The 14,917-nt window shown below is 73.0% G+C and carries 16 protein-coding genes; 8 read left to right on the top strand and 8 right to left on the bottom strand.

Annotated elements, in window-relative coordinates; translation table 11 throughout:
* Nucleotides 1-336 precede the first annotated feature (336 nt).
* Nucleotides 337-819, bottom strand: coding sequence for a pyridoxamine 5'-phosphate oxidase family protein (locus ABZ404_RS03480; protein ID WP_358834972.1), 483 nt, complete (start codon nt 817-819; stop codon nt 337-339).
* Between the two features lie 106 nt (nt 820-925).
* Here ABZ404_RS03480 and ABZ404_RS03475 point away from each other — a divergent pair, with 106 nt between their 5' ends.
* Nucleotides 926-1,597, top strand: coding sequence for an isochorismatase family protein (locus ABZ404_RS03475; protein ID WP_358834973.1), 672 nt, complete (start codon nt 926-928; stop codon nt 1,595-1,597).
* Between the two features lie 34 nt (nt 1,598-1,631).
* On the opposite strand, the gene ABZ404_RS03470 is transcribed toward ABZ404_RS03475, so the two are convergent.
* On the bottom strand, nt 1,632-2,105 hold the full coding sequence (locus ABZ404_RS03470) for a Rieske (2Fe-2S) protein (protein ID WP_358834974.1): 474 nt from the start codon (nt 2,103-2,105) through the stop codon (nt 1,632-1,634).
* 67 nt (nt 2,106-2,172) lie between these two features.
* Nucleotides 2,173-4,287 (bottom strand): prolyl oligopeptidase family serine peptidase, encoded by a 2,115-nt coding sequence (locus tag ABZ404_RS03465; RefSeq protein WP_358834986.1) that lies wholly within the window; start codon nt 4,285-4,287, stop codon nt 2,173-2,175.
* A 69-nt stretch (nt 4,288-4,356) separates the two neighbouring features.
* Here ABZ404_RS03465 and ABZ404_RS03460 point away from each other — a divergent pair, with 69 nt between their 5' ends.
* From ABZ404_RS03460 to ABZ404_RS03435, 6 genes are all read left to right on the top strand, one after another.
* Nucleotides 4,357-5,226 carry a HipA family kinase gene (locus ABZ404_RS03460; protein WP_358834975.1) on the top strand — a complete coding sequence of 290 codons (870 nt, stop codon included), beginning with the start codon at nt 4,357-4,359 and terminating at the stop codon, nt 5,224-5,226.
* Complete coding sequence (locus ABZ404_RS03455) at nt 5,223-5,606, top strand: DUF3037 domain-containing protein (protein ID WP_358834976.1); 384 nt, start codon at nt 5,223-5,225, stop codon at nt 5,604-5,606. The genes ABZ404_RS03460 and ABZ404_RS03455 overlap by 4 nt, the downstream gene beginning before the upstream one ends.
* Nucleotides 5,607-5,820: 214 nt before the next feature.
* Entirely contained in the window at nt 5,821-6,582 is a 762-nt protein-coding gene (fabG, locus tag ABZ404_RS03450) for a 3-oxoacyl-ACP reductase FabG (protein ID WP_358834977.1), read from the top strand.
* Nucleotides 6,583-6,599: 17 nt separating this feature from the next.
* Entirely contained in the window at nt 6,600-7,367 is a 768-nt protein-coding gene (locus tag ABZ404_RS03445) for an SDR family oxidoreductase (protein ID WP_358834978.1), read from the top strand.
* Nucleotides 7,368-7,635: 268 nt separating this feature from the next.
* The gene (locus ABZ404_RS03440) at nt 7,636-9,180 is read left to right on the top strand and encodes an ABC transporter substrate-binding protein (RefSeq protein ID WP_358834987.1); all 1,545 of its coding nucleotides are present in this window, start codon (nt 7,636-7,638) and stop codon (nt 9,178-9,180) included.
* A gap of 108 nt (nt 9,181-9,288) precedes the next feature.
* Entirely contained in the window at nt 9,289-9,972 is a 684-nt protein-coding gene (locus ABZ404_RS03435) for a uracil-DNA glycosylase (RefSeq protein WP_358834979.1), read from the top strand.
* Between the two features lie 54 nt (nt 9,973-10,026).
* Here the strand turns inward: ABZ404_RS03435 and ABZ404_RS03430 are convergent, their stop codons facing one another.
* The 3 genes from ABZ404_RS03430 to ABZ404_RS03420 all read right to left on the bottom strand — a co-directional run bounded on the left by ABZ404_RS03430 (nt 10,027) and on the right by ABZ404_RS03420 (nt 11,684).
* The gene (locus ABZ404_RS03430) at nt 10,027-10,500 is read right to left on the bottom strand and encodes a hypothetical protein (protein WP_358834980.1); all 474 of its coding nucleotides are present in this window, start codon (nt 10,498-10,500) and stop codon (nt 10,027-10,029) included.
* 101 nt (nt 10,501-10,601) lie between these two features.
* Nucleotides 10,602-11,054 (bottom strand): hypothetical protein, encoded by a 453-nt coding sequence (locus tag ABZ404_RS03425; protein WP_358834981.1) that lies wholly within the window; start codon nt 11,052-11,054, stop codon nt 10,602-10,604.
* A gap of 108 nt (nt 11,055-11,162) precedes the next feature.
* Entirely contained in the window at nt 11,163-11,684 is a 522-nt protein-coding gene (locus ABZ404_RS03420) for a DinB family protein (RefSeq protein ID WP_358834982.1), read from the bottom strand.
* 143 nt (nt 11,685-11,827) lie between these two features.
* Here ABZ404_RS03420 and ABZ404_RS03415 point away from each other — a divergent pair, with 143 nt between their 5' ends.
* A complete protein-coding gene (locus ABZ404_RS03415) occupies nt 11,828-12,733 on the top strand; it encodes a Gfo/Idh/MocA family oxidoreductase (protein WP_358834983.1) in 906 nt (301 codons plus the stop codon).
* Here ABZ404_RS03415 and lnt read toward each other — a convergent pair.
* Both lnt and ABZ404_RS03405 read right to left on the bottom strand, forming a co-directional pair.
* The gene (gene lnt, locus ABZ404_RS03410) at nt 12,657-14,261 is read right to left on the bottom strand and encodes an apolipoprotein N-acyltransferase (protein WP_358834984.1); all 1,605 of its coding nucleotides are present in this window, start codon (nt 14,259-14,261) and stop codon (nt 12,657-12,659) included. The genes ABZ404_RS03415 and lnt overlap by 77 nt on opposite strands.
* A 150-nt stretch (nt 14,262-14,411) precedes the next feature.
* Entirely contained in the window at nt 14,412-14,897 is a 486-nt protein-coding gene (locus ABZ404_RS03405; RefSeq protein WP_358834985.1) for a nuclear transport factor 2 family protein, read from the bottom strand.
* Nucleotides 14,898-14,917: the final 20 nt, after the last annotated feature.

The raw sequence follows: 14,917 nt of genomic DNA, 5'->3' as shown, positions 1-14,917 counted from the left end.
TCGCCGAGGGGCTTTACGTGCCTGGCCTCACGAGCCAGGGGTCTCGCGTGTCCGGCCTTACGAAGTGCCGGGCCCCACGCGCCGAGGGGCTTTACGTGCCTGGCCTCACGAGCCAGGGGTCTCGCGTGTCCGGCCTTACGAAGTGCCGGGCCCCACGCGCCGAGGGGCTTTACGCGCCCGGCCTCACGAGCCGAGGGGTCTCGCGTGCCCGGCCTCACGCGCCGAGGGGTTCGCGTCCCCGGCTCACGCGCGCGCCGGGGGTCGCGCGTGCCCGGCTGCACGCGCCCGGGGGCGTGCCCGGCTTCGCGTGTCCGGGAGTCCCACTCCCCGGCAGCCTCATGCCCCCGCCGACCCCGGCAGCCCCAGCTTCCGGAAGTCCCACGACACGATCGTCTCCGGTGTCAGCCGGAGCCAGGCGTGCCGTCCGTCGTGGACCATCTCCTCCAGGCCGAAGTTCTTGCGCGCGAACTCCCGTTCCGGCCCGTCCAGTTCGGGGCACGGCTCGCCCGTCCGGGGTGTCTCTCCCACCGGCACCGCCGTGCCCCGCAGCTCGACCCCGCGCAGCTCCCCGTACGCCTCGCCGGCGTCCACCACCACCGCGATCCTGGGGTCCTGGCGCAGCTGCGCCCAGCGCAGGCTGCGGGTGATCGAGTACAGCCACAGCGCCCTCCCGTCCCAGACGTACCAGAGCGCCCCGACGTGCGGTCCGCCGTCGGGGGCCACCGTGGCGACCCGGCAGGTGCGCTGCTCGGCGAGGAACGCGTCGCGTTCCGCGTCCGTCATCATGATCCGGCGGCCCCGGCGCTGTGCGGTGGTCATCGGGCGGCTCCTCCCGCGAGTGGGCCCAGCCCTCCGAGCTGACTGAGTGTCAGGAATCATGGCGTGCCCTTCCCCCCGCGCGCAATGGCCGTTAGCCTCCGGCGCCATGGCGACGAACGAGCGAGCGGACGGGCGGAGGGAACGGCTGGCGGCGGAGTTGGACCCCGCCTCGACCGTGCTGATGACCGTGGAGTGCCAGCAGGGCGTCGTCGGCCCCGACAGCGCGCTGCCCGAACTCGCCAAGGAGGCCCGCTCCTCCGGCGCCCTCCACAACATCGCCCGGCTCGTCGCCGCCGCGCACGAGACGGGCGTGCAGGTCGTGCACGCCGTGGCCGAGCGCAGACCGGACGGACGCGGCGCCTCCCGCAACGCTCGGCTCTTCCGGGCCGCCGAGCGCCTGCCCGTGCAGCAGTACGCGGGCTCGACGGCGGTACGGATCGTCGAGGGCATCGACGTGGCGGACGAGGACCTCGTGGTCCGCCGGCTGCACGGTCTCTCGCCGATCGCGGGGACGGACGTCGACCCGCTGCTGCGCAACCTCGGCTGCCGTACTTTGATCATCAGCGGTGTCTCGGCGAACGTGGCGATTCCCAACGCCGTGTTCGACGCGGTCAACCTCGGCTACACCGCCGTGGTGCCGGTGGACGCGATCGCCGGGGTGCCCGCCGAGTACACCCCCGTGATGGTCCGCAACACGCTCGCCCTGGTCGCCACGGTCGCCACCACCGACGACATCCTGGGCTGCCTCAGAACGCCGCGCCGGCCCCGGCGGTCCTGAGCACCACCGGGGCCGGCCCGCGACGAGGACGGACTCACGCCAGCTTGATCGAGTCACCCTCCACCTTGATCGTCTTCGCGGGCAGCGGCCGCGGCGCCGGACCGGCGGTCACGCCGCCGGTCGCCGGGTCGTACTTGCTGCCGTGGCAGGGGCAGTTGATGGTGCCGTCGGCGACGTCCTTCACCATGCAGCCCTGGTGGGTGCAGGTGGCGGAGAACGCCTTGAAGGTGCCCGCCGTCGGCTGGGTCACCACCACCCCTTGATCGGCGAAGACCTTGCCGCCGCCCTGCGGGATGTCGGCGGTCTTCGCCAGCACCCCGCCGCCGGCCGCCCCGGCGCCGCTCCCGGCCGCGCCGCCCGTCCCCCCGTCACCGGAGGTCTTGGCGCTGTCGGACGAGTCCGAGTCGCCGCAGGCGGCGAGTGCGGCGGCGAGGCCGACACCGCCGACCGCCGCCACGACGGTACGGCGGGCCGGGCCCGGCTCGGACGGAAGCGCTTGGGTGCTCATACTGGCTTTCCCTTCACCTTGCTCCAGGGGACTGCGTGAAGGGATACGGTCCTGCGCCGCCGGCTGTTCAGGCGCCCAGAGAATTCTTCAGGAACGCGAGATCCAGCCACAGCAGGGTGTCGGCCACACCCTCGGCGGTGACCATATGGCTCTGGCCCGCCAGCGGAAGCACACTGTGCGGCCTGCCCGCCGCGAGGAGGGCCTGCGAGAACCGCAGCATGTGTGCGGGCACCACATTGTCGTCCGCCATTCCGTGGACGAGTTGCAGCGGCCGGGTCAGCTTGTGGGCGTGGGCGACCAGCGAGCAGCGCTCGTAATTCTCCGGCTGGACGTCCGGGTGGCCGAGATACCGCTCCTTCCAGTGGGTGTCGTAGAGCGCGAGGTCGGTCGGGGCCGCGCCCGCCACGGCCGCGTGGAACACGTCCGGCCGGTGCAGCACGGCCGCCGCGGCCAGGTATCCGCCGAACGACCAGCCCCGGATGCCCACCCGCCCGGTGTCGAGGTCGGGGAAGCGCTCGGCGGCCGCCCGCAGCGCGTCGATCTGGTCCTCCAGGACGGGGGTGAGCTGGTCGCCGTGGATGCTGGTGCGCCACGCCTCGCCGCGCCCCGGGGTGCCGCGTCCGTCGACGGACAGGACCGCGAAGCCCTGCTCGGCGAACCACTGGTTCACCGCGTGGTGCCAGGCGCCGGTCCGTACGACGGTCTGCATGCCCGGACCGCCGTACGAATGGACCACCACGGGCAGCCGGGCCGCGCCCTCGCGGTGCCAGGACGGCAGATAGAGGGCGGTGCGCAGCTCGCGTTCGCCCAGGGAGAGGAAGAGCGGCGCCGGTGTCACCAGCGGCCGTTCGCTCAGCACGCCGATCCGTCCCGCGGGCCGGCCGTCGCGCAGGACGGTGACGGTGTGGTCGTGCGGGGTGCGGCTGTCCAGGACGAGGGTGCCGCCGCCGACGGCCGCCGTGTGCACCCCGGGCTCCTGAGTGAGGCGGGTGCGGCCGGAGCCGGGGGTGTACGCCCACACGTGGGTCTCGGTCGGCTCGTCGCTCGCCGTGAAGTAGACCGTGTCGCCCGCCGAGCCGAGGATCGCGCGCACCTCCGGTCCGGGCGGAAGCCCGTCCCCCGGGCAGGCCCCGGAGCGGGTCGATGCCGTGGCGCCCGGCGTGAACTCCAGCCAGTGGTCGTCATGGTGACGGCCCGTCACCTCGGTCGCCCCGCTCACCGGGTCGACGGCGAGGTCGTAGGCGGTGCGCTGGTCCCGGGTCTGGACGGTGGCGTACGGGCCCTCGGCGTCCCAGCCGCCCTCCACCAGGTACTCGAAGGCCGGGTCGGTCCACGTGCCCGACGGGTGCGTGGCCGGGTCCGCCGAGCGGGGCAGCCGCACCGCGACCCGCTCGCCGTCGACGCGGACGACGACCAGGGACACCACCGCGTTGGCCGTGCCCGCCGCCGGATACGCCAGTACCCGCGGTGCCTTGTCCGGGTGGGCGGGATCGCTCAGATACCAGTGCCGCACGGGCGACTCGTCCACCCGGACGACCAGGAGCGCCGAGCCGTCCGGGGACCACCAGGAGCTGCGGGCGCGGCCGATGGACTCGGCGGACACGTGGTCGGTGAGCCCGTAGGAGATCTCCGGGCCCTCGGGGGCGAGCAGCCGCCGGTCGCCGGTGCCGTCGGTCCGTACGACATGCAGGGCGCGCCCGGTCACGTACGAGACGAGCGTGCCGTCGGGGGAGAGCCGCGGGTCGACGGCCGGGCCGGCGGTCGGGAGGGGGCGCGGCGCGCTCCCGTCCGTCCCGGCCAGCCAGAGCGCGCCGGAGAGGGCGAAGACGACGGTGCGGACGGCCGCGTCGGTGGCGTAGGAGACGATCCCGCCGCCGCTCTCGCGCGCCCGCTCGCGGCGGGCCAGCTCCGCCCGCGGCACCTCGTCCGGCTCGCCGAGCCCCCGCGGGTCGACCAGGACGCGCTCCTCGCCGTCCTCGAACAGCCACAGCGAACCGAGCGGCGAACGCCCGTCGGCGGTACGGACGAACAGCACCCGCTCGCCGTCGGGGGAGACGGTGAAGTTCTTGGGCACGCCGAGGGAGAAGCGCCTGGTGCGGGCGAACTGGAGGGGAAAGTCCTCGGCGGTCCGCGGCCGGGCGGTCTTCTCCCGGGCGGTCTTCTCACGGGTGTTCTCTTCCATGGGCATGGCGAAGCGTCCCTTCGGGGCTGGGTGATCGAACAGTCGCATCCGCGCCAGTAGCCTGGCCGGATGCTCAGTGAAGTGACAGCGACCCGCTATGTCACGCCCTTGCGTGAGGGCGGCTCGCTCCCGGGGATCGTCGAGGCCGACGATCTCGGTACGTACGTCATGAAGTTCACCGGTGCCGGACAGGGCCGCAAGACCCTGGTGGCGGAGGTGATCTGCGGAGAGCTGGCCCGACGGCTGGCCCTGCGCGTACCCGAACTGGTCGCCATCCAGCTCGACCCCGTGATCGGGCTCTCGGAGCCGGACCAGGAGGTGCAGGAGCTGCTGAAGGCGAGCGGCGGGCTGAATCTCGGAATGGACTACTTGCCCGGTTCGCTCGGGTTCGACCCGCTCGCCTATCAGGTGAGTCCCGCCGAGGCGGGCCGGGTCGTCTGGTTCGACGCGTTGATCAACAACGTCGACCGTTCGTGGCGGAACCCTAACATGCTGGTGTGGCACGGTGATCTCTGGCTCATCGACCACGGCGCCACGATGATCTGGCACCACAACTGGCCGGGCGCGCGGGCCTCGGCCGCCAAGCCGTACAACGCCTCGGACCACGCCCTCGCCCCGTTCGGCCCCGATGTGGCCTCGGCCGCCGCGGAGTTGGCGCCGCTGGTGACCGAGGGGCTGCTGGCCGAGGTCACCGCGCTGGTGCCCGACGAGTGGCTGGTGGACGAGCCCGGGTTCGAGGCGACGGACGCGCTGCGCCGGGCGTACGCGGAGCCGCTGCTGGCGCGCGCCGCCGACATCCACGAGCGGATCACGCTGGACGCGCCCGCCAAGGCCGCCCCGTCGCAGGCACCCGGCTGGCTCACCGACCACCTCAAGCCCTGGCCGCACCCCACCAAGCACGGCAAGACCGGCCAGGCCGGCGAGAAGGACGGCAAGTGAGCGACCGCGATGTCTTCGAGTACGCGCTGCTGCGCGTGGTGCCGCGCGTCGAGCGCGGGGAGTGCTTCAACGCGGGGGTGCTGGTGTACTGCCGGGCCAGGTCCTTCGTCGCGGCCCGTACGCATCTGGACGAGGCCAAGCTGAGGGCGCTCGACCCGCACGCGGACGTCGTCGGGGTGCGCGCGGCGCTGCGGGCGGTCGAGGGGGTCTGCGGCGGCGGCGAGGCGGCCGGGCAGGCGGCGGGCGACGACGCGGGCAGGCGCTTCCGCTGGCTGATCGCGCCGCGCTCGACGGTCGTACAGCCCGGCCCGGTGCACACCGGGCTCACCGCGGACCCGGCGGCGGAGACCGAGCGGCTGCTCGACCTGCTGGTGCGCTAGGGGCTGGTGCGGCAGCGGTGCCGCACGCCGCGGGGTGGTCCTTTCGAACCCTGTGCCAGGGCCGATCGGGCGGGCCGCGTGGGTGTGACCTTCGCCGGGGGATCCGTGTGCCGTTGACACCGGGTGCCAGGGCTTCTAGCGTCTCGTCTGCTGAAGCTACTAAGCGGTTGCTCAGGGACGAGGAGCCGCGGATCCCCAGGGCGAGGAGAACAGCATGTCCACCACCGAGCAGCGTGTCGCCATCGTGACCGGGGCGGCCCGGGGCATTGGCGCCGCGACCGCCGTCCGGCTCGCGGCCGAGGGCCGCGCGGTCGCCGTACTCGACCTCGACGAGGCGGCCTGCAAGGACACCGTCGAGAAGATCACGGCGGCGGGCGGCAAGGCGATCGCCGTCGGCTGCGATGTCTCCGACAGCGCCCAGGTCGAGGCCGCCGTGGCGCGCGTCGCCGCCGAGCTCGGGGCGCCCACCATCCTCGTCAACAACGCGGGCGTGCTCCGGGACAACCTGCTCTTCAAGATGAGCGAGTCCGACTGGGACACCGTGATGAACGTGCACCTCAAGGGCGCGTTCCTGATGGCCAAGGCTGTCCAGAAGCACATGGTCGACGCCGGCTGGGGCCGTATCGTCTCGCTCTCCTCGTCCTCCGCGCTCGGCAACCGCGGCCAGGCCAACTACTCCGCCGTCAAGGCGGGCCTCCAGGGCTTCACCAAGACCCTGGCCAAGGAGCTCGGCAAGTTCGGCGTCACCGCCAACGCCGTCGCCCCCGGCTTCATCGTCACCGAGATGACCGCGCAGACCGCCGCCCGGGTCGGCATGGGCTTCGAGGACTTCCAGGCCGCGGCCGCCACCCAGATCCCCGTGCAGCGCGTCGGCCGGCCCGAGGACATCGCCAACGCCATCGCCTTCTTCGCCGGCGACGACGCCGGCTTCGTCTCCGGCCAGGTGCTGTACGTGGCCGGCGGACCCCTCAACTGAAGCCGGGAGAGCACATCATGACGAACACCCAGCTCCCGGAGCTCTCCGGACGGGTCGCCCTGGTCACCGGCGCGAGCCGGGGCATCGGCTACGGCGTCGCCGAGGCGCTCGTCGCCCGCGGCGACCGCGTCTGCATCACCGGCCGGGGCGAGGACGCCCTCAAGGAGGCCGTCGAGCGCCTCGGCGCGGACCGGGTCGTCGCCGTCGCCGGCAAGGCCCACGACGAGGCCCACCAGGCCGTCGCGGTGGAGCGCGCCATGGAGGCCTTCGGCCGGATCGACTTCCTCGTCAACAACGCGGGCACCAACCCGGTCTACTCGCCGATGGCCGAGCTCGACCTGAACGTGGCGCGCAAGGTCTTCGAGACCAATGTGATCTCCGCGCTCGGTTTCGCCCAGCAGACCTGGAAGGCCTGGCAGAAGGAGAACGGCGGCGCGATCGTGAACATCGCCTCCGTCGCCGGCCTCGCCCCCTCGCCCTTCATCGGCGCGTACGGGATGAGCAAGGCGGCCATGGTCAACCTGACCCTCCAGCTGGCGCACGAGTTCGCGCCGGACGTGCGGGTCAACGCGATCGCCCCCGCGGTGATCAAGACCAAGTTCGCCCAGGCGCTCTACGAGGGCCGCGAGGAGGAGGCGGCCGCGGCCTACCCCCTCAAGCGCCTCGGGGTGCCCTCGGACATCGGGGGAGCGGTGGCGTTCCTCACCTCCGAGCAGTCCGCCTGGGTGACCGGTCAGACGCTGGTGGTCGACGGCGGGCTCTTCCTCGGCGCGGGCGTGCACTGACTCGGCGCGGGCGTGCACTGACGCCCCGCGCGCACGGGGCCCCGCGCACGCGCGTACCGGCGCCCACGCGCGCGTGCCCGGAGTAATGTGATCTTCATACCGGTGAGTAGCGTTCCGGTTTGCCCCTCCTTGTTCCAAGTGCCCCGCTCGGTCCCCCAGTTGACCGGGCGGGGCGCTGCGGTATGGTCTGCCGACCCATGGCTGAACGAGGAGCGTGCACGTGTTCAACCGGACCATATGCCTGCGCACCACCGCGGCCCTTGCGTCCATGTCGTCGTTGGCCCTGCTGAGCGGCTGCGGGCTGCTCTCCGGCAGCGGTTCGGAGACCGAGCAGACGATCAAGGTCGGCACGGTGAGCGAGCCCAGCACCCTCGATCCGGCCGCCTCCTGGGACGGTTCCTGGGAGCTCTTCCGCAACGTCTTCCAGACGCTCCTGTCGTTCCCGACCGGCAGCAACGCGCCCCAGCCGGACGCGGCGGAGAGCTGCCGCTTCAAGGGCGCCGGCAGCCGTACGTACCAGTGCACGCTCCGCAGGGGCCTGGTCTTCTCCAACGGGGACAAGATCGACGCGGCGGCGGTGAAGTACTCGATCGACCGCATTGTGAAGATCAACGTGAAGGCGGGCCCCAAGGGGCTGCTCACCAGCCTGGACCGGGTCACCGCCGACGACGAGCGGACCGTGACCTTCCACCTGAACAAGCCGGACGCCACGTTCCCCTTCGTGCTGGGCGCGCCGGCCATGTCCATCGTGGACCCCAAGACCTACCCGGCGAACGAGCTGCGCGACGACGGCGGGCTCACCGGCTCCGGCCCGTACACGCTGGAGTCCTACCACGCGGGCGACCGGGCCGAGCTGAAGAAGAACCCTCACTACGCGGGGTTCGCCCAGCTCAAGAACGACGCGGTCTCGATCCGTTACTTCAAGGACTCCGCCGCCATGGTGGACTCCCTCAAGAAGAAGCAGATCGACGTCACCTACCGGGGCCTGACCGCCGACGAGGTCGTGGACGTCCAGAACGAGAAGGCCGCGGGCAAGCCGCTCCAGCTGGTCGAGACGGTCGGCACCGAGATCCGCTTCCTGGTCTTCAACCCCAAGGACCCGCTCGCCGCCAACCCGGCCGTCCGCCGGGCCGTCGCCCAGCTCGTCGACCGGGACGCACTGGTGGCCAAGGTCTACAAGGGCACGGCAGAGCCGCTGTACTCGATGGTGCCCAAGGGCGTGGCCGGGCACACGGTGAGCTTCTTCGACTCCTTCGGCGCCCCCAGCGTCCCCAAGGCCAAGGGCATCCTGCGGCGCGCCGGGATCACCGACCCGGTGCCGCTGAGCCTGTGGTACACCACCGACCGCTACGGGTCCTCCACGGCCCTGGAGTTCGCCGAGATCAAGCGGCAGCTGGAGGCCTCCGGACTGTTCCGGGTCACCCTCCAGAACCGCCCCTGGAAGGCGTACACGCAGGGGATGCAGGACGGGGAGTACCCCGTCTTCGGGCGCGGCTGGTTCCCGGACTTCCCGGACCCGGACAACTTCATCGCGCCCTTCGTCGGCAAGGGGAACGCGGTCGGCACCCCGTACGAGCCCCAGGAGATCGTCGACCAGCTGATCCCGCAGACGCGCGAGGTCTCCGACCGGGGCGCGGTCAGCAAGAAGTTCGAGCGGGCCCAGGACGTGCTCTCCGACGACGTGCGGCTGCTGCCGCTGTGGCAGGGCAAGCTCTATGTGGCGGCCAGCGACGAGATCGCGGGCGGCGAGCGCGCCATCGACCCCCAGACGGTCATGTGCATGTGGGAGCTGCACCGCAAGACCAGCTGGTAGAAGACCTGGCAGGGCGGGCGCGGCAGGCGTTGTCAGTGGCGGCCGGTAGGTTTTTCGGTATCTCGCACCGCAGGGTGCGGGGCCGGACATTCCACGGAGGTTGTTGACGTGACCGACATCGCCATGCTGCCCGAGTCCTGGCGCGGCGTCCTCGGCGAGGAGCTCCAGAAGCCGTACTTCAAGGAGCTCACCGACTTCATCGAGGAGGAGCGGGCGAAGGGTCCCGTCTACCCGCCGCGCGAGGAGGTCTTCGCCGCCCTCGACGCGACTCCGTACGACAAGGTGAAGGTCCTGGTCCTCGGCCAGGACCCGTACCACGGCCCGGGCCAGGGCCACGGGCTGTGCTTCTCGGTGCGGCCGGGCGTGCGGACGCCGCCGTCGCTGCGGAACATCTACAAGGAGATGCACGAGGAGCTCGGCCACCCGGTGCCGGACAACGGCTATCTGATGCCCTGGGCCGAGCAGGGCGTCCTGCTGCTCAACGCGGTGCTGACCGTCCGCGAGGGCGAGGCCAACTCCCACAAGGCCAAGGGCTGGGAGAAGTTCACCGACGCGGTGATCCGCGCGGTCGCCGCCCGCCCGGACCCGGCGGTCTTCGTGCTCTGGGGGAATTACGCGCAGAAGAAGCTCCCCCTCATCGACGAGGAGCGGCACATCGTGGTGAAGGGCGCCCACCCCTCGCCGCTGTCGGCCAAGCGGTTCTTCGGCTCGCGCCCCTTCACCCAGATCAACGAGGCGGTCGCCGCGCAGGGCCACGAGGCGATCGACTGGCGCATCCCGGACCTGGGCTGACCCCGCCCGGGGCGCCCGCGCGACGGACCTCGCGGGCGCCCGGCTTCCAGGGGGTCAGGCGCCTTCGAGCCGCCGCTCCAGCCGGTCGAGGGCGGCGCGGATCCCGTTGCCGTGCGCGTCGTCCGCCAGCGCGTCCAGGGCGGTGTGCGCCCGGTCCAGATGGACGCGGGCGGCGTCCGGGCGGTGCAGCCTCACATAGTCCGCCGCCAGGTTCAGATGGAGCGAGGGGTAGAAGGCGCGGACCGCGAGCGAGGCGTGGTGCGCGCCGAGCCGGTCCTGGCCCAGCGCGTCGGCCGCCGCCAACGCCCGCAGGTCCCAGGCGAGTTCGTCGCCCACGTCGTCCTGCGCGTCCGCCATGTAGTGCGCCAGCGTGCAGCGGTGCAGCGGGTCGCCGTGCTCGCCGATCTCGGCCCAGATGACACCGAAGCGATTGCGCGCCTCCTCCCGGTCGCCGCCGTGCAGGAGCATCAGCGCCTGCCCGATCCGGGTCATCACGACGTCCTCCGACGCCTCCTGCTGCTCCGTCACTCCGGCCTCCGCGAGCCTGTCGTACGCATCCCATCGCCTCGACGCTAACCGCCCGCACCGACAATCGGGCTGAGGCTCCGGCGCGGCTCCCCGGCCTGTCGCTACCGGCCGTAGGTCCCCTCGCAGATGCGTGCCTCCGGGCTGTCCGGCCGCCAGCCGCCCAGCGACCGGCCCAGGTCGCAGACGTCGTCCCCGATGATCGGCGGGGGAGCGGGCACCCGGGGCACCGCCGGATGCGGCGCGGGACGCGGATGCGGGTGCGGATGGGGACGCGGCGCCGGCGGATGGGCGCGGGGACGCGGGACGGGCGCGGGGGCCGGGTGCGCGGCGGGGGTCCGTGGCGCCGGGTCCGGCGGCAGCGCCGCCTCCAGGGCCTCGCGGACGGGGGCCTGGATGACCTGGGGCCGCACGTTCCGGTCGGCCTGCCCGGTCGCCTGGCGGCCCGGCGTCGGGGGCGGCCCCGGGGCGGGGCCGTGCCCGACGGTGACACATCCGGAAACGGCCAGGGCGGCCACCCCGACGAGGAGCCTCACTGCGGTACGGGTTCGGTGCACCCGCTCAACTCTGCTGGGTGCGAGGTCCCTTGCGCGCGCGTGCGGGCCGGGATTGGCCCGCACGAGTGACGGCGCGGGGTGACGCCGAGGGGCGCCGGAGCGCCCGGCTCAGTCGCCGGTGGTGCCGTCGACGCCCTCGCGCAGCAGGTCGGCGTGGCCGTTGTGGCGCGCGTACTCCTCGATCATGTGGGTGTAGATCCAGCGCAGGTTGAAGTGCTGACCGCCCCGGGAGGTGCCGGCGCTCAGCTCGTCGAGGCCGTGGCCCTCGGCGCGGGCGCGGGACGCGGCGATCTCGCCCTGCCAGGTGGCGAGCGCCTCCTCGAAGGTGTCCTCGGGGCCGACGTGGAAGTCGCCGTCCGGGTCCTCGTCGGTGAAGTAGTGCGGCGCGCCCTCCCCGCCGCCGAACACGTTGGTGAACCAGTGCTGTTCGACCTCCGCCATATGCCGTACCAGGCCCATCAGGGTCAGCCCCGAGGGCGGCATGGAGGCGGACCTCAGCTGTTCGTCGGTGAGCCCCGCGCACTTCAGGGCGAGCGTCTCGCGGTGGTACTCCAGCCAGCCCACGAGCATCGTCGGCTCGTCGGCGTCGAGGGCGGGTTCCTGGCGTTCGGGCGTCTCGGTCGTCGTCATGGCGGCCATCCTCACGGATCACGCCCGCGACCGCCACGGGTTATCGCCCGCCGGCCCGTCCGCCGCCGCCGGTCGGCCGTGGCCCGGCCCCCGTATGCTGACCAGGCAAGGAAGCAGGATGCCGGACGGCGACAGGAGACTTCGTGAAGGTCGGCTGCATCGGACTCGGGGACATCGCGCAGAAGGCCTATCTGCCGGTCCTGACCTCTCTGCCGGGGACGGAGCTGCATCTGCAGACCCGTACCCCCGCCACCCTGACGCGGGTCGCCGACACCCACCACCTCCCGCCCGCCCAGCGCCACACCGAGCTCGACGCGCTCCTCGCCGAGGGCCTGGACGCGGCCTTCGTGCACGCGCCGACCGCCGTGCACCCGGCCATCGTGACCCGGCTGCTCGAAGCGGGCGTACCGACCTACGTCGACAAGCCGCTGGCGTACGAACTCGCCGACTCCCAGCGCCTCGTGGAACTCGCCGAGGAGCGCGGGGTGAGCCTGGCCGTCGGCTTCAACCGGCGCCTCGCCCCCGGCTACGCGCAGTGCGCCGAGCACCCGCGCGAACTGATCCTGATGCAGAAGAACCGCGTCGGGCTCCCCGAGGACCCGCGCACCCTGGTCCTGGACGACTTCATCCACGTCGTGGACACCCTGCGCTTCCTGGCGCCGGGACCCGTCGAGCACACGGTGGTGCGCGCCCGGGTCCGCGACGGCCTGATGGAGCACGTCGTCCTCCAGCTCTCCGGCGACGGCTTCACCGCCATCGGCACCATGAACCGGCTGAACGGGTCCACCGAGGAGATCCTGGAGGTCTCCGGACAGGACACCAAGCGGCAGGTGCTGAACCTGGCCGACGTCGTCGACCACAAGGGCCAGCCGACCGTGCGCCGGCGCGGCGACTGGGTGCCGGTGGCCCGCCAGCGCGGCATCGAGCAGGCCGTGCACTCCTTCCTCGACGCCGTCCGGGCCGGCAAGCTCCTCAGTGCACGGGACGCTCTTGCGACGCACGAGCTGTGCGAGCGGGTGGTACGGGAGGCTCTGGAGCAGGCCTCCTGAACGAGCGCCGCCCGACGAGGGCGCAGTACGCGGCGACGACGAGCAGCGCCGCGTACACCGCCCAGTCGCCGAACCGCAGGTAGAGGGTGCTGCCCTCGGCGAGCGGCACGTCGTAGACGGCGGCCGTGCTGCGGTCGGTGCCGAGCCAGTGGCCGATCCGCTCGCCGTCCGGGCCGTACACCGCGCTGATCCCGGTGAGCGTGGCGTGCACGGCCGGGCGGCCCGTCTCGGCGGCGCGCAGCGCGGCCAGGGAGGCGTGCTGCGCGGGCGCCCAGCTGTGCTGGAACGAGGAGGTCGAGGACTGGGCGACGACCAGCCGGGCGCCCTCGCGCACCAGATGGCGGCTCATGTCGGGGAACGCCGACTCGAAGCAGACCAGCGGGCCGATCCGCAGTCCGTCCGGGAGCGTCATCACCACCGGCGTCGTCCCCCGGCGCCGGTCCTCGCCCGCGGCCTTGCCGACGGAGGTGGCCCAGCCGAGCAGCGAACGCGCCGGGATGTACTCGCCGAACGGCACCAGCCGCATCTTGTCGTAGCGGTCGCCGGTCGGGCCGTCCGGGCCGACCAGGACCGAGCTCTTGAAGATGCCGGGGCGGTCGGCGCGGCGGGCGTCCACGTTGACCAGGATGTCCGCGCCCACCGCCCGCGAGAGCGAGGCGATCCTGGCCGCGAGGTCCGGCCGGGCCGTCAGGTCCGAACCGACGCTGCTCTCGCCCCACACCACCAGGTCCACGTCCCGCCCGGCCAGCGACCGGGTCAGGGCCTCGCTGCGGGCGAAGCGGGCGTCGGGGCCTTCGACGACACCCGGCTGCACGACCGCGATCCGCGCCCGGCCCGCCTTCTCCGGGCGGGGCGCCCAGGCCCATAGGGCCCCGACGGCGACGGCCCCCGCGAGGACCGCGGCCACCACCGGCGTACGGGCCGGCCGGGAGACGAGCAGCACCGTCACCGCGACGTTGACGGCGACCACCACCAGGCTCACCAGCCACACCCCGCCGACCGAGGCGAGGCGCAGACCCATCGGCACCTGCCACTGGCTGGAGCCGAGCACGCCCCACGGGCCGCCCAACCCCTGCCAGGAGCGGACCAGTTCGACCATCAGCCAGCCGGAGGGGAGCACGGCGAGCGCGGCCGTGGCGCGCCGCGGGGAGGGCGCGCCCGCGCCGGGGCCGCCGAGCAGGGAGCGCACGAGGAACCCCCACGGCGCCCACAGCAGCCCGAGGAGGGCCGCCAGGACGACGATGAAGACCGTCAGGCTCGGCATCAGCCAGTGGTGCACCGCCAGCATGAAGCCGGTGCCGCCCAGCCAGCCGTCGAGCGCGGCCCGCCGTCCGTCGCGCGCCGACCGGATCAGCAGCAGCCACGGAACGAGCGCCACGTACGCGAACCACCACAGGCCCGGCGCCGGGAACGCCAGCGCCGGGAGCGCCCCGGCGAGCACCGCCGCCGCGCCCCGCCACCACCGCGACACCGTCAGCAGGTGGCGCGGCCCCGTGAGACGGTGTCGCAGTCCGGCCGGTACTCGCATGCAGCGCTCTCCTCGCCCCGCCCGTGCGCGGTGGTTCCCGCCGGGCGCCTGTCCTGGTGTGCGTCCTTCAGTGTGCGGCACATGGGCGGTCGCGCCCACCGGGGTCCCGCACGCGGCGAGTCTGCCCCCGCCGCGCCGCGGTACGCCCGCTCACCGGCCGGCGAGCGCCCCCGACACATGCCGCCACTTCTCGTGCACGGTCACCTCGCGCAGCCGCCAGCCCGCGTCGGTGCGCAGCAGCGCGAAGTCGTACCGGCCGCCGGAGAAGAAGTTGGGCTCCACCGGGCCCGCGCCGCCGTTCTCCCCGGCGCCGAACCGCATCGGGTTGAGGTAGTCGGCCCGCACCCGGGCCCGGTCGCCGGGGTAGCCGCCGAGGTCCTGGAGGGTGAGCAGCCGGTTGACGATCAGATGCTGGCGGACGGGGAAGAGCCGCATCGTCTCCGCGAGCCAGGCCGCGACCTGCGCCGCAGGCCCCTCCGTGCCGCCCGCGGCGCGGTAGTCGGCGCGCCCGTCCGGGGTGAACAGCTCCCCGTACGCGGACCAGTCGGCGTCGTCGACGGCGGCCGCGTAGCCGGTGACGATCTCATCGATGGCGAGCCGGTCCATCACGGTCGCGAGTTCCACACGCTGGGTCATCGCCACAGTGTCGGGCAGTC

This window comes from Streptomyces sp. NPDC005878 (genome assembly GCF_040629815.1).
Taxonomy (GTDB): Bacteria; Actinomycetota; Actinomycetes; order Streptomycetales; family Streptomycetaceae; genus Streptomyces.
Note: the sequence above shows the minus strand (reverse complement) of the source record. Positions and strands in the feature narration are given on the sequence as shown.

Excerpts from the sequence above, each read along its gene's own strand:
- ABZ404_RS03480 (WP_358834972.1), bottom strand. The coding sequence starts at position 819 with ATGACCACCGCACAGCGCCGGGGCCGCCGGATCATGATGACGGACGCG.
- ABZ404_RS03475 (WP_358834973.1), top strand. The coding sequence starts at position 926 with ATGGCGACGAACGAGCGAGCGGACGGGCGGAGGGAACGGCTGGCGGCG.
- ABZ404_RS03470 (WP_358834974.1), bottom strand. The coding sequence starts at position 2,105 with ATGAGCACCCAAGCGCTTCCGTCCGAGCCGGGCCCGGCCCGCCGTACC.
- ABZ404_RS03465 (WP_358834986.1), bottom strand. The coding sequence starts at position 4,287 with ATGGAAGAGAACACCCGTGAGAAGACCGCCCGGGAGAAGACCGCCCGG.
- ABZ404_RS03460 (WP_358834975.1), top strand. The coding sequence starts at position 4,357 with ATGCTCAGTGAAGTGACAGCGACCCGCTATGTCACGCCCTTGCGTGAG.
- fabG (WP_358834977.1), top strand. The coding sequence starts at position 5,821 with ATGTCCACCACCGAGCAGCGTGTCGCCATCGTGACCGGGGCGGCCCGG.
- ABZ404_RS03445 (WP_358834978.1), top strand. The coding sequence starts at position 6,600 with ATGACGAACACCCAGCTCCCGGAGCTCTCCGGACGGGTCGCCCTGGTC.
- ABZ404_RS03440 (WP_358834987.1), top strand. The coding sequence starts at position 7,636 with ATGTCGTCGTTGGCCCTGCTGAGCGGCTGCGGGCTGCTCTCCGGCAGC.
- ABZ404_RS03420 (WP_358834982.1), bottom strand. The coding sequence starts at position 11,684 with ATGACGACGACCGAGACGCCCGAACGCCAGGAACCCGCCCTCGACGCC.
- lnt (WP_358834984.1), bottom strand. The coding sequence starts at position 14,261 with ATGCGAGTACCGGCCGGACTGCGACACCGTCTCACGGGGCCGCGCCAC.
- ABZ404_RS03405 (WP_358834985.1), bottom strand. The coding sequence starts at position 14,897 with ATGACCCAGCGTGTGGAACTCGCGACCGTGATGGACCGGCTCGCCATC.